We start from the raw sequence: 21,883 nt of genomic DNA on the forward strand, positions 1-21,883 counted from the left end.
ATAGAAGTGAAAGCGTAATTTTTTTCATTTTAATGGTAAATTAATGTTAGTTATTAAAAACTAGGTTAATAGAACACATCTATAATTGATGTAATTATAATTGATGTAATTCTCCTTAAAATAAATTTGGGTGCAAAATTTTGGGAAAATTGAATGACTAATGTAGCTAAAAACAACAGTATTTTATTGGGAGTTTAGCTTTATTTGTTAAAATGTGGTTTTTTTTCGTTAAAGTGAAATAATAAAACTTAAATAATTTTAACTAATTAATTAAGGAGATGGATTTGGGAATTTGATATGTATTTTACTTATTGAATCTATAACATCTTGACTTAAAGCCAGATGAATACTTTCTATGTTTTCGTTAAGTTGCTCTATAGTTGTTGCTCCAATAATATTACTAGTTATAAATGGCTGTTGGGTCACAAAAGCTAATGACATTTGCGCTAAAGATAAATTATTTTCTTCTGCAATTTTTAAATAGTGCTTAGTTGCTTCTGTTGCTTGCTGAGAACTATATCTAGCAAATCTTGGGAATAATTTTAATCTTGAGTTTTTAGCAGCTATTCCTTTAATATATTTTCCAGACAACACGCCAAATGCCATAGGCGAATATGCTAACAATCCAACATTTTCTCTTATTGATATTTCGGCCATATCTCCCTCAAAAACACGATTTAGTAATGAATAAGCATTTTGAATGGTTATAATTCGTGGTAACTTATTAGTTTTTGATTCTTCAAGATATCTCATGGTTCCCCAAGCTTTTTCGTTTGAAATACCTATTTGACGAATTTTTCCTTCTTTTATAATTTCATTTAACGAATGAAGAATTTCATTAAAATTATCTAGCCATCTATCTTCAGAATGATGTTTGTAATCTCTTATACCAAATGTATTGGTTTGCCTTTCTGGCCAATGAAGTTGGTATAAATCTATATAATCTGTTTGAAGTCTATTTAAACTATTATTTACGGCATCTTTTAACGCTTCTGGACTAAACCCATTTGTTCTAATATGTGCTGTATAGTCTCCTGGACCAGCTATTTTAGTTGCTAACACAACCTTATCTCTTTTTCCAGTTTTTTTAAACCAGTTTCCAATTATTTTTTCTGTTCTAGCATATGTTTCAGCTGTTGCTGGAACTGGATATAATTCGGCACAATCAAAAAAATTAATCCCTTTATCTGTTGCTAAATCCATTTGAGCAAACCCTTCTTCTTGAGTGTTTTGGTTTCCCCAAGTCATTGTGCCTAAACAGAGTTTACTAACTTTTATATCTGTTTTTGGTAATGTGGTAAATTTCATTTTAATAGTTTATACAAAAAGGAGTGTTATTATTGATTCGCGTTCAACTCTTGCATGATTATTTGTGATTCGTTAACCCTACCTTGTAATTGATAAATTAAAGCTAATAAGTATTTATAATCTTGATTATCCTTTTCTAATTTTAATGCTTTCTTGATGGTTTTTTCTCCTTCAACATAATTTCCATTTTGATAATAAAAAGTAGCTAAATTATACATCGATCTAGTATCTGAAGGGTCTAAATTTATAGCTTGTAATAAATCTTTAACAGCCAATTCGTTTTGCTTGGTTTCAAAATACAGTAATGCTCTCAAGTAATATGTTCTTGCTAATTCAGGGGTTTTAGATATAGATAAGTTTAAAATATTTAAAGCCTCGTTAGTTTGTCCACTTAAACTGTAAGTAGTGGCTAAATTAGCATAAACTGGAATTAATAAACTATCCATTTTTAAAGCTACTTTATAATGTTTAATAGCATTTTTAACATCATTATTTTGTAGATAATAATCTCCTAACTGCATTCTTCCTAGAGAAAAATCTGCATTACTATTTAGCATCTCTTCAAGCTCATTTCTAGATTTGTTTAAACCAGCTACATCAACATTAGTAAGCGTATTAATATCTATACCTATTAATAATTGAGCTACTCCAATTCTTACTAATTTAGTAGTATCGTTAGTGTGTTTTACAGCTATTGCTATTCGATCTTGCAAACTAAGAGATTGCAATTTTTGTAGGCAATTAAATCTAACTAAAGGAGAAGGATCTTCTAATCCTTTAATAATAGCTTCAAAATCTTGAGATTTTGTAATTTGTAAATTATCAATTACCGTTGCTCTTGCAATAGCAGGATAATTTAAATCGTTGATAAATAGGTCTAATGATTCGCGTTCTTTTTCTGAAATATTATCTCGATTGCTTAACAACAAAGCATCAGAAAAATGATCTTGTCTTTTAGTACCATACCATTCCTCTACTTTATTAGCTGCCCATTTATTAGATTTATCTTGATGACACGTATTACAAGCATTTGGGGTTCCGTATTCAACGCTTTGGTCTGGTCTTGGAATTCTAAAACTATGGTCTCTTCTATAATCAACTCCCATATAAGTTACTCCAGTCATATGACAATTGATACATTGTGATCCTTCTGAATCTATTGAATGAAAATAATGTGATGGTGTATCATATTTTGGCTCATGACATTGCATACACAAATTATTTCCAACTTCTTTTAATTTTAAAGTATGTGCATCATGACAATCTGTACATGTTACATCATTATGGTACATTTTGCTTTGCACAAAAGAACCAAATACATAGTCTTCTTCTTTTATTTGACCATCTCCATGATAAAAATCATCTGATAAATTCTGAAGCAAATATTGGTCTTCAAAATGTTTACCAGGAATCATATTTTGTGTTAATTTTACTCGTCTTGAATGGCAAGAAGCACACATATTCATTTGATTAAACTGAGATTTTCCAGATAAAATATGTTTCTTATTATATAACGTATCTTGTAGGTTGCTTGCCCAATTAACATGTTGTTCTGCTGGCCCATGACAACTTTCGCAATTTACATTTATAAAAGAATACGTTGTATTGAATGCATCTTCCTCAACTAAATAATTCTTTTTTAAATTAGTTGAATGACATTCGGCACACATGGTATTCCAATTCTGAGAACTTTTTGACCAATGCATCCAATCATGAGGACTAATCTTGTCTCCTGGATATTGGTGATACCACCTTTTATTATTAACATCCCATGAAACCCTTAATACTTGTTTTTTTCCATTGTCAAAATCTGCAATATATTGCTGTAAAGGTGTTACTCCAAATGTGTAAGAAATTTTATATTCTATGTCACTTCCATCTATCTCTTTAACCTGAACAATATAATCTTCATTCTTTCTTGAGAAAAAATAAGACACCCCATCTAGTGTTATACTAACATCATTGAAATCTCCAAGAACAGTAGATTCGTTAACAATTTGCATAGCCAAATCATGATCTGAGCCTTTCCAAGAATCAACTGCATCTTTATGGCAAGAAATACATTGAGCATCTCCAACATAGCCATCTTTATGAACAGATTTTATTTGATCTTTTTCAACATAAGATTCCTTTTTAGAATTGTTTGAACATGAAACTAAAATTGAGATACATACAATCCAGTAAAAATTTTTCATTTAAAGAGAAGTGAATTATTATTCTTTGTTTAGCAATTTAGTAATTTCGTCTAACTTTGGCGTTAAAATAACTTCAATACGTCTGTTTTTAGCTTTTCCTTCGGCAGTATCGTTTGAAGCAATTGGAGCATATTCCCCTCTTCCAGCAGCAGTTAGGCTCTCAGGATTAATACTAGTGTTCTGATTTAATATTTCTACAATGGCAGTAGCACGTTTGGTAGATAAATCCCAGTTCCCAGACAAGGTTCCGTTTCCTGAATATGGTACATTATCTGTGTGTCCTTCAATTAATACATTGATATCTGGATTATCGGCAAGCACAGACCCTAATTGTTTAACAGCCTTTGTTCCTTCAACTCCAACTGCCCAACTTCCAGACTGGAATAACAATTTATTTTCCATAGACACATATACTTTTCCATCTCGTTGTTCTACAGTTAACCCTTTTCCTTCAAAATCTACTAAAGCTCTTGAAATGGCATTTTTTAAATCAGTCATGGCTGCATCTTTTGCTGCAATCATACTCTCTAATTCAGCCACTCGATTTGATCGTGATTCTAACTCTTTCTTCAAAGCTTCTAGTCTAGCATTTTCAGTTGCTAATGCTTGTTCTTTAGCTTCTAATTGTGCTAACAATTCTCTGTTTTTTTGAACATTTTCTGCAATGGCAGACGAACTGTTTTTTTCTAAGGCATCATAAGAGGCTTGCAAGTTATCTAAGTTTGCTTTTGTTGCATGATAATCACCTTGTAATTTATCTCTTTCTGCAACAGCTTCATTATAGGCATCACGCAATTGACTTAACTCGTTTTCAGCAGCATTTTTTGCACTTAATAAACTTTCGTTTTCTTCATTTAATTGCTTGTTTTCATTTTTTAATACTCCATATTTACTCTCTAAGTCTTTATAAACTTTTGGTGACACACAAGAAGTTATTAAAAGTGTAGAAACTGCAATAATTAAGATTCGGTTTTTCATTTTTTATATTTTTAATTTTCTATTTCAACTAAGATTGGACAATGGTCACTATGAACTGCTTCAGAGAGTATAACGGCTCTTTTAATTTTTTCTTGTAATGGTTTTGTTACCATAGCATAATCTAATCGCCAACCTTTATTATTAGCTCTAGCATTGGCACGATAACTCCACCAGCTATATTCTTGTTTTTCAGGATGTAAATAACGGAATGAATCAACAAGCCCACTATCGATAAATTTTCCAAGCCAAGCTCTTTCTTCTGGCAAAAATCCTGAAACACCTTTCATTTTTGGATTATGAATATCTATTTCTTCGTGACAAATATTATAATCTCCACAAATAATTAAGTTTGGAATCTCTTTTGTAAGCTTGTTTATATAGTCTTGAAACATATCCATATAATCAAATTTATGCTGTAAACGTGCATCATTAGTTCCTGAAGGCAAATACAAACTCATAACAGAAAATCCATCGAAATCTGCTCGAAGATTTCTTCCTTCGAAATCCATAGATTCTATTCCTGTACCAAATTCCACATGATTGGGTTTTGTTTTGCTTAAAATAGCAACACCACTATAGCCTTTTTTTTGAGCACTAAACCAATAGTGATATTTATATCCAGCTTCTTCAAATAAATTTAAATCTAACTGCTCTTCCATAGCTTTAATCTCTTGCAAACAGATAACATCTGGATTTGCTGCTTGTAGCCAAGTAATGAAATCTTTATTTAGTGCAGCACGAATGCCATTTACGTTATAAGAAATGATTTCCATAAGTATTTTCCCCCTTAAATATGGGACATTTGTTTTTAATTAATCTAAAAATTTATGAGATCCCAATCTTCATTGGGATAACTCCCTTTTAAAAAAAGCGAGTTAATTTCAGCTAAAATAAATAATGCTTTACATTTACACTATTAATTTAAAAACGTTTTAACAAAAGCTATCAACAAAATATTTTTATTGATATGTAGTTTAATACTTCATGAAGTTAATACTCCAATTCATGTTACTTCTCTTTGGTGTTTGTGCATTTGCTCAAGACCACACTTCTAATTACAGAACTAAAACAGTAGCTGTAAGAGATTCTATTGTAATTGATAGTGTAAGTATTAATTCAAATTTTTTTACAATTAAAAAAAAAGATAGCTCTTTCGTTGATTCGTCGTTTTATAACATTGATTTTGAAAATGCCATTTTAACTATTAAAAAACCAGTTGAAGTAGATTCCATAATTATTAATTATTTAAAGTATCCTGAATACTTAACCAAAACATACAGACAAATAAGTGATAGTATAATTGTAGAAAATACAGGAAATTTAGCAAAACTTTACAAACTTTCTCAACCAAGTGAAAAAAACACATTTACACCATTTGATGGCTTAACAACTTCTGGAAGTATATCTCGTGGTGTGATTATAGGAAACAACCAAAATTCTGTTTTAAATAGTGAATTAGATTTACAGATTACAGGAAAACTAAGTGAGAAAGTGTCTTTAAGAGCTTCTATTCAAGACGCTAATGTGCCTTTGCAGGAAAGTGGCTATTCGCAAAGATTAGACGAATTTGATCAGGTTTTTATTGAACTTTTTAGTGATAATTGGAAAATTCGTGCAGGAGATATCGACTTGACAAATCCTTATTCTTATTTTGGAAATTTTTCAAAACGTGTCCAAGGATTAGCTATTGGAGCCACTTTACATCATCCTGAATCAACAACTAATTTATTTGCTTCTGGCGCATTGGTTAGAGGTCAATTTACAACTAGTCAGTTTACAGCTCAAGAAGGGAATCAAGGCCCTTATAAATTAAAAGGTCCTAACGACGAATTATATGTGCTTATTGTCTCTGGAAGTGAAACCGTTTACGTAAATGGGATTCCATTACAAAGAGGCGAATACAACGATTACATTATAGATTATAATGCTGGTGAAATTATTTTTAACTCCACTTTTCCAGTTACTTCCGAAATGAGAGTAACTGTAGATTATCAATATAGCGATAGAAATTATTCTCGATTAGTAGTTTTTGGAGGAGGCAGATATGAAAGTGAAAAACTAAATCTTGGTGTTTCTATTTATAGTGAAAGTGATTCAAAAAATAATCCATTACAACAAAACTTGTCAGCCGAACAAGTTGAAATTTTAGCTGAAGCTGGAGACGATAGAACCAAAATGGTTGCTCCTTCAAGTACTTCTGAAGCTTATAATGAAAATAGAATTCTTTATAAAAAAGAAATAATTAATGGTGTAGAAGCCTTTGTATTTTCTAACAATCCAGATGACGAACTATTTAGTGTTCGTTTTACCTTAGTAGGAGACAATCTTGGAAACTACATTGTTGGCAGTAATGAAGCCATAAATACTATTTTCGAATATATTGAACCCATTGCTGGAATTCCTCAAGGTAATTACGAACCAATTATACAATTAGTAGCTCCTACAAAATTACAAATGGCTATTGTTAATGGTGTTTATAAACCTTCAGAAAAAACAAGTATCGATTTTGAAATTGCTGGAAGTAAAAACGATTTAAATTTATTTTCGAGTATTGATGATGATAATAATGATGGTTTTGCTGGGAAATTGAGAGTTAATCAAGCCATAATTAAAAAAGACAGTCTTTGGAATTTAAGTGCATTTGCAGATACAGATTATATTCAAGAAGATTTTAGGTCTATCCAGCGTATTTATAATGCTGAATTTAATAGAGATTGGAATCTTGGGAATACTACTAGTCCAACAACTGCTACTAGTTTAGGAACACAAACGTTTATAAAAACTGGAGCTCAAGCATTCCATAACCAAAAAGGAATGGCCAGCTATGAGTTTCAATACTTAAATTACTCTAAAAATTTTAATGGCAATAGACATATTGTTTCTGCTAATTTAGAACTTAATAAATGGCGAATTGTTTCTCTTTCAAGTTTGTTAAATACAACTTCCACAACAAATAACTCGACATTTTTTAGAACCTATAATATGATAACTTATAGTTTTAAAAGAGCTTGGATTGGGACAAGGTTGGCCATGGAAGACAACCAAGACAAAGATAAAGAAACAGAAGCCTTTATACCTAATAGTCAAAAATTTAAATCCTATGAAGTTTTTACAGGAGTTGGAGACAGCACTAAGATATTTGCTGAAATAGGTTTCAAATTTCGTGTAAATGATAGTATAAGAAATAATAAATTACAAAAAGTAAATTCTTCAAACACCTATTATATAGATTCAAGAATTGTCCAAAACGAACGCACTAATTTATCGGTATATGCCAATTACAGAGTTTTAAAAAATACAGATGAAAGCATAGAAAACGAGAATTCTCTAAATTCCAGAATTCAATATAGTCAACGCTTCGTAAAGCAGTTTTTCTTATGGAATACCGTTTATGAAACAAATTCTGGGACCTTGCCTCAACAAGATTTTACTTTTGTTGAAGTAGAACCTGGACAAGGAAATTACACATGGATAGATTACAATGGTAATGGCATTCAAGAATTGGAAGAATTCGAAATTGCGCAATTTCAAGATCAAGGAAAATACATTCGCGTATTATTACCAAATCAAGTCTTTATAAAAACCCATCAAAATAGATTAAGTCAAACATTAACAATTAATCCACAGCAATGGTCTAACGAAGTAAGTGGTTTAAAAAAAGGGTTGTCTCACTTTTATAATCAAACCTCCTATATAGTAGATAGAAAAAATAAACGTGAAGGAAACGACATTAATTTAAATCCGTTTAAAAGTGATCCTGATACAGAATTAGGCTTACAACTAAATTTTAGAAATGTCTTATTTTTTAATCGAGGGAAACAACATTATACAACTTCTTATACCTTTTTAAAAAACGATACCAGAAATATTCTAACCGTTGGTTATATTGAAAATTCACTAATTAGTCACTTATTACATTTCAATCATAAATTTGCTTTAAATTGGTTGATAAATTTTCAAATTAGCTTAAATAATACAGAGAGTATTAGCGAAAATTTTGCAAGCAAAAACTATAATATTGATGACGTAAATGTAAACCCAAAGTTATCTTATTTATTAAACGATTTCACTCGTTTTGATATTTTTTATCAATACACAAGTAAAAAGAATACTATTGGCAGTTTAGAGACATTAAAGCAACAAAATTATGGGTTGTCGTTTTCTTTTGCCAACTTCCAAAAAATGTCAATTATTGGTGAATTTAATTATTTTTCAAACGATTTTGTTGGAGACTCAAATACTCCTGTTGCTTATCAAATGATGGAAGGTTTACAGCCTGGAAAAAATTACACATGGAGTTTACTTGCTCAAAAGAAAATTACATCATTCTTAGATTTAAATCTTAATTATCTTGGAAGAAAAAGCGAAACTAGCAAGGTTATTCATACTGGGAGTATTCAACTAAAAGCCTATTTTTAAACATGTAACCTATGTTACTGACTTAGAAGTAATTTTTTGTAGCTTTGTATTATACATGAACAAATTTGTAGCCATAACATATTCGTTTTTGATACTTGTACAAAGTTTCAATTTTAGTTTTGAAGATCTTTCGAAGTTAAGCACTTTGATTGAGCATGCCGAATATCATCAAGAAACTTATGGCGATTCATTTTTAGATTTTATATCTGAACATTATGGTGATGACAAGTTTCAACATGAAAACAACCATGAAGAACACGAAGATTTACCATTTAAACATCATCATCAAACATGTGCTCATGCTAATTCAGCATATACATTACAAACTTTAAATTTCGATTTTGAGTATCTTCCTTTTGTTGAGATTCCTTTTAACTTTTATTATACAGAATCTACCTCTCTTTTTGAAAAACCATCTGTTTTTCAGCCTCCAAAATTCGCATAATTCATTCGTGATTTAAATCATTTTTTTATAAGCTATTAAGTAATAGCTTAAACAAATTTATATAATGAATTATGTTAGAAAACATTATCAAATTCAGTTTAAAGAATAAACTCATTATTCTACTTTTTATGGCATTTGTTGTAGGCTTTGGAATATTCTCCATAACGCAAATACCAATTGGAGCTGTTCCAGATATTACCAACAACCAAGTGCAAGTTATTACTACATCTAGAAATTTATCGACACAAGATGTGGAACAGTTTATTACTTATCCCGTGGAATTAGAAATGGCTAATCTGCCTGGGGTTGTAGAAATTCGATCGGTTTCAAAATTTGGTCTTTCAGTAGTAACCATTGTTTTTGAAGACGATTTAGGCACCTATTTACCAAGACAACTTATTGCCGAAAAAATTAAATCTGCCTCTGAAAAAATCCCAGAAGGATTTGGCTCTCCAGAAATGGGACCAATAACCACTGGATTAGGAGAAATTTATCAATACATTCTAGATATAAAACCCGAATTTAAAGACAGATATTCCACAACCGATTTAAGAACCATTCAAGATTGGGTTGTTAAACGTCAGCTTTCAGGAATTCCTGGAGTAGTTGAGGTAAATACTTGGGGAGGATTTTTAAAACAGTACGAAGTAGCCATCAATCCACAAAAGTTGGATGCTATAAATATTACTGTTTCAGAAATTTACACAGCTTTAGAAAAAAACAATAGTGTTGCTGGTGGAGGTTATATTGAAAAAAGCAATCAAGCTTTTTTTATTCGTGGTGAAGGTTTAATAGAATCGTTAGAAGACATTGGCAATATTGTGGTTAAAAACGACGGCATTCCTATATTCATAAAAGATATTGCCAAAGTAGGCTTTGGAAGTGCTACACGTTTTGGAGCCATTACTGGAAATGGTGAAGGCGAAAAAGTGCTTGGACAAATAATGATGCTGAAAGATGGGAACTCAAAACAAATAATAGATGATGTGAAAGAACGCATAACATCTATTCAAAATTCGCTTCCAGAAGGTGTTTATATTAATGGCTTTTTAGAAAGAAGTGAGCTTATAAATAAAACCACATTCACTGTGGCTGAAAATCTCATTTTAGGTTCTCTAATCGTCATTTTTGTTGTGGTTTTACTATTAGGTAATTGGCGTTCTGGTTTAGTTGTTGCTTCAGTTATTCCATTAAGTTTATTGTTTGCAATTTCATTAATGAATATCTTCGGAATCGATGCTAATTTAATGAGTCTTGGAGCTATCGATTTCGGAATAATTATAGATGGAGCTGTTATTATTGTTGAATATATTGCTTTTCAAATTACAGCCCAAAGCGCTAAAATCAAATCGCTATCTAAAGTAGATCAGCAAGCAGATATCGATACTATAACTTTAAAAAGTTCATCAAAAATGATGAATTCTGCCATTTTTGGACAGCTTATTATTTTAATCGTTTTCATTCCAATTTTATCATTAAGTGGTGTTGAAGGAAAAATGTTTAAACCCATGGCAATGACTTTTAGTTTTGCATTAGTTGGAGCCATGATTTTCTGTTTAACTTATGTGCCAGTAATTTCTTCCATGTTTTTGAAACCAAGTGTTCAAAGTGACAGAAATATTTCAGTTAGACTCATGGCTACAATAACCAAGGCTTACAAGCCAATAATAAACTGGGCTTTGTCAAACAAAAGAATCGTTATTTCACTTTCTGTTATTTTATTAACTTCAAGTATTTGGATTTTCAGCAGAATGGGAGGCGAATTTGTACCTACTCTCGACGAAGGAGATTTTGTCATTCAACCTGTTTTAAAAACGGGAACATCATTAAGTAAAACCATAGAAATCACGACAAGGATAGAACAAATTTTACTAGATAATTTCCCAGAAGTTGACCAAGTAGTTAGTAGAATTGGTGCTGCAGAAGTTCCAACAGACCCAATGTCTATGGAAGAAAGCGATGTTATTATTAAACTAAAACCTATAAAACAATGGGTGTCTGCTTCTAATAAAGATGAATTGGCAGATAAATTTAAAGAAGCATTAGAAGTTATTCCAGATATGGAAGTGGAATTTACGCAACCTATAGAAATGCGTTTTAATGAACTAATTACAGGTGTTCGAGCTGATGTTGCCATTAAAATTTTTGGTGAAGACTTAAATATTCTCGCTAATAAAGCAAATGAAATTAGAAATCTCATTGAACATGTAGAAGGAGCTTCAGATATCATCATTGAAAAAGTGGAAGGTTTGCCACAAATGAGCGTTAGCTTCAGCCGAAGTAAAATTGCCAGATATGGTTTAAATATTGCCGATTTAAATCAAATGATAACTATGGGTTTTTCAGGTGATGCTGTTGGTTCTGTCTTTGAAGGCGAAAAACGTTTTGATTTAGTCATTCGATTAGAAGAAGACCAAAGAAAAAATCTTGAAAGTCTTCAATATCTGTATGTCGATCTGCCAAATAATGAAGGTAAAATTCCTTTAAGCGAATTAGCTGAAATAACATATACAACTGGTCCTGCAAAAATTTCCAGAGACGATACAAAACGACGCATTGTAGTTGGAATAAATGTGAGAAATAGAGATTTGCAATCTGTTGTAAACGATGTTAAAACTATTTTAGATAAAGACCTGGAATTACCAGTAGGATACACCATTACTTATGGTGGCCAATTCGAAAATTTACAAAGCGCCAAAGCACGACTTATGGTGGCTGTTCCAATAGCATTGATTCTAATTTTTATACTACTTCATTTTGCCTTTGGTTCTATTAAAGAAGCGCTTATGGTTTATTCTGCAATTCCATTGTCTGCTGTTGGTGGTATTCTCTTATTATGGATTAGGGATTTGCCTTTTAGTATTTCTGCAGGAGTTGGTTTTATAGCTTTATTCGGAATTGCTGTTTTAAATGGTATTGTGCTTATAGAACATTTTAAAGAATTAAAAGAACAAGGTATGACTAATATTGAAAAACTTATAAAACGTGGCACTACCGAAAGACTTCGTCCTGTTTTGCTTACTGCAGCAGCAGCAGCTCTAGGGTTTTTACCTATGGCCATTTCTACCAATGCTGGAGCCGAAGTTCAAAGACCTTTAGCAACAGTGGTTATTGGAGGATTAGTATCTGCAACCATTTTAACACTTGTGGTTCTTCCAGTATTGTATGCTTGGTTTGAAACTAAAAAAAATATGAAGGTGAATAAAAAAGGAATTGCCTCTGTAATTGTTTTATTAATATCGATTGGGATGAATGCACAACAAAATCCAATAGATGTTACTCAAACTTTAAAACTAGCTATTGAAAATAATTCGGGTTTGAAAGCATGGTCTTTAAAAGTAGACGAAGCTGATGCTTTAATTGAGAGTGCCTTTAATTTTGATAAAACGTCTTTATATTATAATTACGACGAGAGTAATTTGGTTGGAAACAACGATCCTTTAAATGTTTTTGGAATTTCGCAAGACTTTAAATTTCCAACGGTTTATTTTGCCGATAAAAAAGTAAACAAAGCCCAACATCTATTACAGGAATCTCAATATAATATTCAAATTCAACAGTTAAAACGTGATGTTTACGCTAAATATTATCAGTTAAGTTACACTAAAAACAAAGCGAAAGCCTATCATTATCTGGATAGTTTATATCAAAATTTCGCCAAATCGGCCGAACGTCGTTTTGAATTAGGTGAAACAAATTATCTGGAAATGATAACGGCAAAATCCAAACAAAAACAATTGGAAACCCTTTATAAACAGGCTTTACAAGACATTGTATTAGCCACAGAACAATTGAAAAAAGTTGTTCAAATTGATAATTTATCGATAACAGACCAACCTCTTAAAAAATTAGAATTAGAGACTGTTACCATAGCAAATAACATTGGTTTAGAGACTTTCGAATTTTCTAAAATCTATTACAAGGCATTAAATCAAAAAGAGAAACAAAGTCTTTTACCAGATTTAAACGTAGAATATTTTCAAGGTACTAATAGTGGTATCGACAAAAATTTTATTGGTTATACTTTTGGCGTGAAAATACCATTGTTTTTTAGTGGGAATACATCTAAAATAAAAGCATCTAAAATTGCTCAAGAAGTTGCCGAAGAACAGCAACAAGATTATCAGATAAGACTTGATACAGAATATCAATCGTTATTGGCAAAACTTCAGCAAAACGAAGAAGCCATTAATTATTACGAAACCCAAGGTAAAACCCTTTCAGAAGAAATAATAAAAACGGCTGAAAGAACTTTTAAAGAAGGTGAAATAGATTTCTTTCAATACATACAAAGTATTGAAACCGCAAAAGATATAGAACTCACTTATCTAGATAATTTAAACACATACAATCAAACAATTATTGCCATCAATTATTTAATTTTATAAAAATGAAAAACCTATATATCTTATTATTTTCAATGGTTTTTGTAGCCTGTGTAAATTCAGAAAAAAACATTGAAACAGTTGTTGAAGTTGAAACTTCTACAGAGGAAATAACTGTTAACAAACAACAATTTGAAGGTGAAAAAATGACCTTTGGTTCACTTTCAGAAGAGGAATTTAATGAAATTGTAAAAGCCAATGGCATGATAGATGTGCCACCTCACAATAAATCTAGTGTCACATCTTTTATTGGAGGCTATATTACCAAAACACCATTATTAGTTGGAGATAAAGTTGAAAAAGGACAAATATTGGTTACTCTTGAGAATCCAGAATATGTAGAAATTCAGCAAAACTATTTAGAAGTTGCAGAACAATTAAACTATTTAAAATCTGAATTTACCAGACAAAAAACATTGTTCGATGAAAACATCACCTCACAAAAAAACTTCTTAAAAGCTGAAAGCACCTATAAAAGTAATCTTGCTCATTTCAATGGTTTACGAAAAAAGCTAGAAATGATGCATATTAATCCTACTTTAGTAGAACAAGGTCAAATTTCTTCTACCATAAATTTATATGCTGCAATAACAGGCTATGTAACCAACATAAATGTAAGCAATGGAACTTATGTGTCACCAGCAGATATAGTTATGGAGATTGTTGATACAGATCACATTCATTTAGAGCTTTCAGTTTTTGAAAAAGACATTTTAAAGATTAAAAAAGATCAAGTAATACGTTTTAAAATTCCTGAAGCTTCAAACGACACATTTATGGCAGAAGTCCATTTAGTTGGTACAACTATAGACGAAAAAAGCAGACGTGTTAAAGTTCATGGACATATTGATAACACGCAAACTAATTTTATTGTTGGTATGTTTGTAGAAGCTGAAATTATAGTCCATAGCAATAAAAGTTTAGCCTTACCAAAAGAAGCCATTCTAAATGTTGAAAGTGATTTTATTGTACTAATTTTAAAAGATGAAACAGATACAGAATATCATCTTGAAAAAGTAAAAATAGATCAAGGAAAAGAAACGGAAACTTTTGTGGAAGTTTTAAATTCGGGAGATTTGAAAGACAAACAAATTATTACAAAAGGAACTTACATGTTACTCTCTGGAGGTGAATAATACCAATAATAGAAATTTTAAATGAAAGAACATAAAAAGGATTCACATTACCACGAACATGGTGGCATTTTTGGAAAGAAAACCGAATTATATTTTTCAATTCTTTGTGGTGTCTTTTTAGTTCTTGGGTTTGTATTCGAAAAAACTAACTTTTCATCTTTTTGGGTTTATCAAACAAATTATATTTTATCTTATTTTTTTGGTGGTTATTTTATAAGCATAGAGGCAACCAAAAAAATCTCTAAAGGTGGTTTTGATATCGATTTTTTAATGATAGCAGCAGCCATTGGAGCCGCTTATATTGGAAGTTGGGCTGAAGGTGCTTTGCTATTATTTTTGTTTAGTCTAGGTCATGCTTTAGAAAGCTATGCCATGAATAAAGCTACCAAATCCATTGAAGCTTTAAGCGATTTATCGCCTAAAACAGCTTTAGTAAAAAAAGATGGAAAACTAATAGAAACACCTATCGAGCAATTACATATCAACGATATTATTGTTATAAAACCAAACACTAAAATTGCTGCAGATGGTGTAATAATTAAAGGCAATAGCAGCATCAATCAAGCTCCAATTACTGGAGAAAGTATGCCTGTTGACAAATCAGCAATTGCAAATATCAATAATTTACCAGACTTTAAAGACATAGACAAAAACCACATTGTATTTACTGGAACTATAAATGGTGATGGACATATTGAGGTTTTAGTTTTAAAATTGAGTGAAGATTCATCAGTGGCTCGTTTGATAAAAATGGTCAGTGAGGTTGAAACACAGAAATCGCCAACCCAGCGTCTAACAAAAAAATTCGAAAAGATTTATGTTCCACTTGTTATTATTTTAGTTATTTCTTTATGTTTTACATACTTATTTTTGGATGAAACATTTCAAGAAAGTTTATATCGAGCCATAACCGTTTTAGTAGCTGCAAGTCCTTGTGCTTTAGCTATTTCTACACCAAGTGCTGTATTGAGTGGTATTGCAAGAGCAGCACAAAAAGGGGTTTTAATAAAAGGTGGAAAAGCTCTAGAAGATTTAGGTATGATTACAACTATTGCTTTCGATAAAACTGGAACACTTACCGAAGGAAAACCTAAGTTAACTAACGTTATACCTATTAAAGGATTTAATAAAACAGATTTTGTACAATTAGTTTTAGATGTTGAAAGTTTAAGCAATCATCCACTAGCTAAAGCAATTTCTAAAGATCTTAAGGAAAAATATAACATTGTTTATATAGGAAATGCTACTGAAATTAATGCCATTCAAGGAAAAGGCATCCAAGCCATTTATAAAAATGAAAGTGTTTTTATAGGAAACACTAAATTGATGCAAGATGAAGACATTACAGTTGAAGATTCTGTAAAATCAAAGATGAACGGTTTATTGGAACAAGGGCATACTGTGATGCTTGTAGCATTTAAAAATGAAATGGTTGGTTTGATTAGCGTCATGGACGTACCAAGAAAAACTGCAGTAAGCACTTTAAAACGCTTAAAAGACATTGGCATTAAACGGATGATTATGCTTACTGGAGATCACCAAAATGTAGGAGACACCATAGCAAAACAAATAGGTTTAACCGAAGCTAAAGGCAATTTGTTGCCTGAAGACAAAGTAGAAGCCATAAAAATATTATTAAAAGAAGATAAAAAAATAGCCATGGTTGGCGATGGTGTTAACGATGCTCCAGCAATGGCTTTAAGTACAGTTAGTGTTGCCATGGGAGCTGCAGGAAGCGATGTGGCTTTAGAAACTGCAGATGTTGCCTTGATGTCTGACAAAATAGAAAGGCTTCCATTTGTTATTGGTTTAAGCAGAGAATCAAAACGTATTATAAAACAAAATATTTTTATAAGTTTAGGTGTGGTTGCATTGTTGGTTCCAGTTACTATTTTAGGTTTAACAAATATTGGCTTGGCAGTTCTTTTTCATGAAGGTTCGACTATTGTAGTTGTAATTAATGCCTTGCGATTACTTCGATATAAATTAGACTAGAAAACAAAACTCCCAAGCTAATGCAGCTTGGGAGTTTTAATTTTTAGATTCTTCACGTTGTTCAGTATGACACATTATATACGACATCTTATTAAATTACGGAAAAACCGTAATTGATTTTAGCACTTTTCGATGAAATGCACAAATTTCATAAAAATGTTTGTTTAGTTATTTTTTTTTTTTTTTTACATTTGAGTTGTCTAAAAATCAAGGCGAGTAAATTTAGAAGTCCCTCAACAAGGTTTTTAGATATTTAGTTCGAACATAACTAGCGCTAGTTTTTTATTTTTCAAAGACTTCTAATTAAAAAAGCTTCTAAAATTAAGACTTCTAAACAGATTTTGTTTAACCAACCAGTTTTGAAAAAATATTTTGAACTGGTTTAAATTTTAGAAATTATGAAATTATTAAGAACTATTATACCTCTCTTCTTTGTATCCATTATTATATATAGCTGTACAGAAGAAAATGACAGTAATCTAAATTCTGACATGAGTAAGTCTAATTCAACTTTAAAAGAATCCTATAACCTAGGATTATTAGAATATTATAATAATGACTTAAGTATGGTTGAATTTGGTGAGCTACATAATATTGGTTTGAATAATTTTCAATCTAATCAACCAAATTATTTATATTCAGACTTCAATAGTCTGATATCAGAAATTTCTTTAGAATTAAATAAAACTAACCCTAACACGTTTAAAAGGTTAGTCAATACTTATGAAATTGATGATACACTTTTAAACAATAATATAACTTTCGAAACTTTTATTCTAGACCAAGTTAATAAACTTCATTCAATTAATGTGAGAGAATTAATAACAGAAATTGTTGTTAATAAATTAAATTTCAATGACGCTTCCATTTTAGCAAATGAATACCTTACTAAAAGAAATTTAAAACAGTCGGAAATAGATGAAATTAATCTATTTATATCAGTCGCTGGTCATTCAAATGAATTTTGGTCAAGTTATTACGGCATTTATATTAATGGCTCTAATAACAGATATCCTTGTGACCCTAAAGATCAGGTTTATTTAGCCGATGCTTTTGGATTTTTATGTTGGGGTGGTTTAGGTGGAATAGGTTATTCTTGGTTTGTGGATGAAGCGCAAGATCAAAATGGTGGAGGCTGTCTTTAATGCTTTAAATAATAGTAAGATGTTAGATAAATTAAAAACAGAATTAAATTATGTTGGTTATTCTTATTATCAAAAGAATAACAGTTTAATTACAAAATTAGGCTATGGCCTTAGATGTAAAATAGAATATAACGACAATCAAGTTAAAATATCTGGCTATTTAAAACGTTGGAATTTTTTAACTGGTTTAGCAAGTTTAAATTTAAAATGGCTAATGACATACAATCTAATATGGTTCTTTATTTTCTTGTTTATTCAATTATACTTTAAATCTGGTGTAATAAAACTACCATATATCCCTTTTATAATTTTAGCTTGGTTTTTGGTAAGTAACTTTTATTATTATTTTAAATATTTTTATTTTAAATCAACTTTAATTTATATGGTTTATAATATTAAAAATAAATAATCATTAAACTAAATGTTACAAAAACTCCCAAACTATTAGGCTTGGGAGTTTTTATTTTTAGATTTCTCACGTTACACTTCGACTTGCTCAGTGTGACATTCGGAATGACATTTATTATTTCATTTTTTGAAGCCAATGTTTCACATCAACCTCAGCTTTAATAATATCTTTTAAATCTGTAATCTTCACACGTTTTTGCTCCATAGTATCTCTATGACGTATGGTTACCGTATTATCTTCTAAAGTGTCGTGATCTACAGTAATACAAAATGGTGTTCCATTGGCATCTTGACGTCTGTAACGTCTTCCTACAGCATCTTTTTCATCGTAATCCACATTAAAATCCCATTTTAAATCTTCTAATATCTGTTTTGCAATATCTGGTAAGCCATCTTTTTTAACCAATGGCAAAATAGCTGCTTTTACTGGAGCTAAAACTGCAGGTAATTTTAATACGGTTCTTGTGGTATTATTATCTAATGCTTCTTCAACCAAAGCATTTGAAAATACTGCCAAGAACATTCTGTCCAAACCAATAGAAGTTTCTAAAACATAAGGTGTATAACTTGCATTGTCTTCATGGTCGAAATATTGAAGTTTCTTTCCTGAAAATTCTTCGTGCTGTTTTAAATCGAAATCGGTTCTGGAATGAATTCCTTCCAATTCTTTAAATCCAAAAGGGAATTTAAACTCAATATCTGTTGCAGCATCTGCATAATGCGCTAATTTATCATGGTCGTGAAAACGATAATTTTCTTCACCTAAACCAAGAGAATTATGCCATTTCATTCTGGTTTCTTTCCAGTAATCAAACCACTCTTTTTGAGTTCCTGGTTTGATAAAGAATTGCATTTCCATTTGTTCAAACTCACGCATTCTAAAGATAAACTGTCTTGCAACAATTTCATTTCTAAAGGCTTTTCCTGTTTGAGCAATTCCGAAAGGAATTTTCATACGTCCTGTTTTCTGAACGTTTAGAAAATTAACAAATATACCTTGAGCTGTTTCTGGACGTAAGTATAAATCCATAGCATGTTCTGCACTTGCGCCAAGTTTGGTTCCAAACATCAAGTTAAACTGCTTGACATCTGTCCAGTTTCTAGAACCAGTAAGTGGATCGGCAATTTCCAGTTCTTCAATAAGAGCTTTAACATCTGCTAAATCTTCAGCTTCTAAAGATTTTCCCATTCTGGAAAGAATCTCATTAATTTTTTCCAGATATCCTAAAACACGAGGATTTGTAGAAACAAATTCTTCTTTATTAAAAGCGTCACCAAATCGTTTTTCAGCTTTAGCAACTTCTTTATCTATTTTCCCTTCAATTTTAGCACAATAGTCTTCAATTAAAACATCTGCTCTATAGCGTTTTTTAGAATCTTTATTGTCAATTAATGGATCGTTAAACGCATCTACGTGTCCTGATGCTTTCCAAGTAGTTGGATGCATGAAAATGGCAGCATCTATCCCAACAATATGTTCGTTCATCTGCACCATGGCTTTCCACCAATAGTCGCGTATGTTTTTCTTTAGTTCTGCTCCATTTTGAGCATAATCGTAAACTGCACTAAGTCCATCGTAGATTTCACTACTCTGAAATACGTAACCATACTCTTTAGCGTGAGAGATTACTTTCTTAAATTGATCGTCGTTTGCCATGCTGCAAAAATAAAAAACCGTTCCAACTAATGGAACGGTTTTTACAAAAATATATTGGTTAGTTAATTAAGTTCTAATTGTGTATTTCCGATAGGTACATTATCTTGAAAAACAATAACATTATATATACCTTCTTTCATAGTGTTTTTAGCAACTACATTTATCTTTGTACACACATCTATGTTGCTATAATTATTATTTACAACGGTCATTCCACTATAACTTAAAGATGACTCTTTAAAATTAACATGACCTCTTTCTATTACCAAATGATTATCTGGATCTAGAATTTGAACATAAATATTTTTATTCCCAATAGGCGTAAATTGATTACTTATAAGTGTTAAACAAACTTCGATATTATCTAAGTTTTTAATAGTATTTGTTTTTACGTCTATTGTCGTATTTAAATTATTTAGTGCCATAGCACTTACATTTACAGCTGAGAGAGAAACCATTTTATTTATAGCTTGAGAAAGATTCTTATTTTCATCTTCAAGAGTAATTAAATGATTTTTTTGGGCATCAAATTCTTCAGAAATAGTAGTAATTTCTTGGTGTAATGACATATTTTGTTTCTGAATAAATTCTACTTGAGAAAGTAATTTTGATCTCTCCTTTTTTAGAATTGCTATTTGACTTTTGTACTTAGAAATTAAAGATACATCTGGTTTAGAAATCGTTAAAGTTACTAAAGCCTTTTGTAATTCAGCTCTAGTATTTTTTAATTCTAATTCAATGGTATTGTTGTCTATTTTTAATTCATCATAACTCTTAATCATTTCATCCAATTCATTTTGAACAAGTATGGTTTCTTGCTCAATAAAATTTTGATGACTTTTAAGAGAGTTATAATTTGAAAAGCTATAAGACCCTAGTACAACAATTGCTATTACCAATGTACCAATAATTAATCTGTAGTTAAATAATTGAGGGTTAACTATCATCTTAATTTTTATTTACCTCACGAATCTATAAATTAAGAATGTGTTTTTTTATTTTAATCGATAAAGTGGTAAAAAAATTGTTAAAGTTCTAATATGTTAGTTAAAAACCTGTTTCTAAGTTCATTTGTTTGTAATATCTTTAATACAAATACAATTTAAATGTTTCAATCTATTCTTGATTTATTCTTTCCAAAAGTCTGTTTTGCTTGTCATTTGCATTTAAGCGATAACGAACTTTATGTCTGTACTAATTGTAGGCATAATTTACCTGTTACAAATTATCATTTGGAGTCAGATCTAACTGTTTTAAAAACTTTTTATGGACGATCAAAAGTAGAACATGCAACTGCTTTGCTGCGTTTTGAAAAAAAGGGAATTACTCAGCAACTTATGCATCAATTAAAATATAAAGGTCAAGAAGATGTTGGTGTGTTTTTAGGCAAATGGCTTGGCCTAGAATTAAAAACAGTTGACGATTATAAAAATATAGATGCTGTTATTCCTGTACCTTTACATAAAAAGAAGTTAAAAAAAAGAGGGTATAATCAGGTTGCTAAATTTGCTGAAGAAATTGCCAAACAATTAGAAATTGAATATATAGATAATGTGTTAATTAAAGTTTCTAATGTGTCGTCTCAAGTGAATAAAAATAGATTTAGCAGATGGTCCAATAACGAAGAATTTTTCACCATTCAATACAATGAAAAAATAAGCAATAAACATATTTTATTAGTAGATGATATTATAACTACTGGAGCAACTATGGAAGCTTGTATTGCTGTGTTACATAAGGCAAATAATGTTAAAGTAAGTGTGGCTTGTATGGCAATAGCATAATGTTAGTTTCGTTAATGAGAATTATATT

Annotated in this window: 14 protein-coding genes; 8 read left to right on the forward strand and 6 right to left on the reverse strand. The window is 30.7% G+C overall.

The genetic code is table 11. From position 1 onward, the window contains the following. Positions 1 to 270: 270 nt before the first annotated feature. Genes FVF61_RS00075 through FVF61_RS00090 form a run of 4 tightly spaced genes read right to left on the reverse strand, consistent with a single transcriptional unit; the run spans position 271 to position 5,254 of the window. Positions 271 to 1,308, reverse strand: coding sequence for an aldo/keto reductase (locus FVF61_RS00075; protein ID WP_148451984.1), 1,038 nt, complete (start codon positions 1,306 to 1,308; stop codon positions 271 to 273). 29 nt (positions 1,309 to 1,337) lie between these two features. Continuing rightward, complete coding sequence (locus FVF61_RS00080; RefSeq protein WP_148451986.1) at positions 1,338 to 3,503, reverse strand: tetratricopeptide repeat protein; 2,166 nt, start codon at positions 3,501 to 3,503, stop codon at positions 1,338 to 1,340. Between the two features lie 18 nt (positions 3,504 to 3,521). Beyond that, positions 3,522 to 4,481, reverse strand: a complete 960-nt coding sequence (locus FVF61_RS00085) for an OmpA/MotB family protein (RefSeq protein ID WP_148451988.1) — start codon at positions 4,479 to 4,481, stop codon at positions 3,522 to 3,524. An 11-nt stretch (positions 4,482 to 4,492) separates the two neighbouring features. Continuing rightward, positions 4,493 to 5,254, reverse strand: a complete 762-nt coding sequence (locus FVF61_RS00090; protein ID WP_148451990.1) for an exodeoxyribonuclease III — start codon at positions 5,252 to 5,254, stop codon at positions 4,493 to 4,495. Between the two features lie 211 nt (positions 5,255 to 5,465). Here FVF61_RS00090 and FVF61_RS00095 point away from each other — a divergent pair, with 211 nt between their 5' ends. From FVF61_RS00095 to FVF61_RS00125, 7 genes are all read left to right on the forward strand, one after another. Then, a complete protein-coding gene (locus FVF61_RS00095; protein ID WP_148451992.1) occupies positions 5,466 to 8,900 on the forward strand; it encodes a hypothetical protein in 3,435 nt (1,144 codons plus the stop codon). A gap of 55 nt (positions 8,901 to 8,955) precedes the next feature. Beyond that, positions 8,956 to 9,345 carry a hypothetical protein gene (locus FVF61_RS00100; protein ID WP_148451994.1) on the forward strand — a complete coding sequence of 130 codons (390 nt, stop codon included), beginning with the start codon at positions 8,956 to 8,958 and terminating at the stop codon, positions 9,343 to 9,345. Positions 9,346 to 9,416: 71 nt separating this feature from the next. Continuing rightward, the gene (locus FVF61_RS00105; protein ID WP_148451996.1) at positions 9,417 to 13,733 is read left to right on the forward strand and encodes a CusA/CzcA family heavy metal efflux RND transporter; all 4,317 of its coding nucleotides are present in this window, start codon (positions 9,417 to 9,419) and stop codon (positions 13,731 to 13,733) included. Between the two features lie 2 nt (positions 13,734 to 13,735). Then, positions 13,736 to 14,866 (forward strand): efflux RND transporter periplasmic adaptor subunit, encoded by a 1,131-nt coding sequence (locus FVF61_RS00110; protein WP_148451998.1) that lies wholly within the window; start codon positions 13,736 to 13,738, stop codon positions 14,864 to 14,866. A 21-nt stretch (positions 14,867 to 14,887) separates the two neighbouring features. Further along, entirely contained in the window at positions 14,888 to 16,861 is a 1,974-nt protein-coding gene (locus tag FVF61_RS00115; RefSeq protein WP_148452000.1) for a heavy metal translocating P-type ATPase, read from the forward strand. A 398-nt stretch (positions 16,862 to 17,259) separates the two neighbouring features. Then, complete coding sequence (locus FVF61_RS00120; protein ID WP_148452002.1) at positions 17,260 to 18,006, forward strand: hypothetical protein; 747 nt, start codon at positions 17,260 to 17,262, stop codon at positions 18,004 to 18,006. A 19-nt stretch (positions 18,007 to 18,025) separates the two neighbouring features. Beyond that, positions 18,026 to 18,415, forward strand: coding sequence for a hypothetical protein (locus tag FVF61_RS00125; protein ID WP_148452004.1), 390 nt, complete (start codon positions 18,026 to 18,028; stop codon positions 18,413 to 18,415). A 114-nt stretch (positions 18,416 to 18,529) separates the two neighbouring features. Here the strand turns inward: FVF61_RS00125 and FVF61_RS00130 are convergent, their stop codons facing one another. Both FVF61_RS00130 and FVF61_RS00135 read right to left on the reverse strand, forming a co-directional pair. Then, on the reverse strand, positions 18,530 to 20,071 hold the full coding sequence (locus FVF61_RS00130; RefSeq protein WP_148452006.1) for a glycine--tRNA ligase: 1,542 nt from the start codon (positions 20,069 to 20,071) through the stop codon (positions 18,530 to 18,532). A 62-nt stretch (positions 20,072 to 20,133) separates the two neighbouring features. Further along, positions 20,134 to 21,018, reverse strand: coding sequence for a coiled-coil domain-containing protein (locus FVF61_RS00135; protein WP_148452008.1), 885 nt, complete (start codon positions 21,016 to 21,018; stop codon positions 20,134 to 20,136). A 159-nt stretch (positions 21,019 to 21,177) separates the two neighbouring features. On the opposite strand from FVF61_RS00135, the gene FVF61_RS00140 reads away from it, so the two are divergent. Beyond that, positions 21,178 to 21,855 carry a ComF family protein gene (locus tag FVF61_RS00140; protein ID WP_148452010.1) on the forward strand — a complete coding sequence of 226 codons (678 nt, stop codon included), beginning with the start codon at positions 21,178 to 21,180 and terminating at the stop codon, positions 21,853 to 21,855. Positions 21,856 to 21,883 lie beyond the last annotated feature (28 nt).

The sequence above is a fragment of the Xanthomarina maritima genome (genome assembly GCF_008084905.1).
Classification (GTDB): Bacteria; Bacteroidota; Bacteroidia; order Flavobacteriales; family Flavobacteriaceae; genus Xanthomarina; species Xanthomarina maritima.

Bases quoted from the DNA above. Each gene is read 5' to 3' on its own strand.
- FVF61_RS00075 (WP_148451984.1), bottom strand. From the start codon at position 1,308: ATGAAATTTACCACATTACCAAAAACAGATATAAAAGTTAGTAAACTC.
- FVF61_RS00080 (WP_148451986.1), bottom strand. From the start codon at position 3,503: ATGAAAAATTTTTACTGGATTGTATGTATCTCAATTTTAGTTTCATGT.
- FVF61_RS00085 (WP_148451988.1), bottom strand. From the start codon at position 4,481: ATGAAAAACCGAATCTTAATTATTGCAGTTTCTACACTTTTAATAACT.
- FVF61_RS00090 (WP_148451990.1), bottom strand. From the start codon at position 5,254: ATGGAAATCATTTCTTATAACGTAAATGGCATTCGTGCTGCACTAAAT.
- FVF61_RS00095 (WP_148451992.1), top strand. From the start codon at position 5,466: ATGAAGTTAATACTCCAATTCATGTTACTTCTCTTTGGTGTTTGTGCA.
- FVF61_RS00100 (WP_148451994.1), top strand. From the start codon at position 8,956: ATGAACAAATTTGTAGCCATAACATATTCGTTTTTGATACTTGTACAA.
- FVF61_RS00105 (WP_148451996.1), top strand. From the start codon at position 9,417: ATGTTAGAAAACATTATCAAATTCAGTTTAAAGAATAAACTCATTATT.
- FVF61_RS00110 (WP_148451998.1), top strand. From the start codon at position 13,736: ATGAAAAACCTATATATCTTATTATTTTCAATGGTTTTTGTAGCCTGT.
- FVF61_RS00115 (WP_148452000.1), top strand. From the start codon at position 14,888: ATGAAAGAACATAAAAAGGATTCACATTACCACGAACATGGTGGCATT.
- FVF61_RS00120 (WP_148452002.1), top strand. From the start codon at position 17,260: ATGAAATTATTAAGAACTATTATACCTCTCTTCTTTGTATCCATTATT.
- FVF61_RS00125 (WP_148452004.1), top strand. From the start codon at position 18,026: ATGTTAGATAAATTAAAAACAGAATTAAATTATGTTGGTTATTCTTAT.
- FVF61_RS00130 (WP_148452006.1), bottom strand. From the start codon at position 20,071: ATGGCAAACGACGATCAATTTAAGAAAGTAATCTCTCACGCTAAAGAG.
- FVF61_RS00135 (WP_148452008.1), bottom strand. From the start codon at position 21,018: ATGATAGTTAACCCTCAATTATTTAACTACAGATTAATTATTGGTACA.
- FVF61_RS00140 (WP_148452010.1), top strand. From the start codon at position 21,178: ATGTTTCAATCTATTCTTGATTTATTCTTTCCAAAAGTCTGTTTTGCT.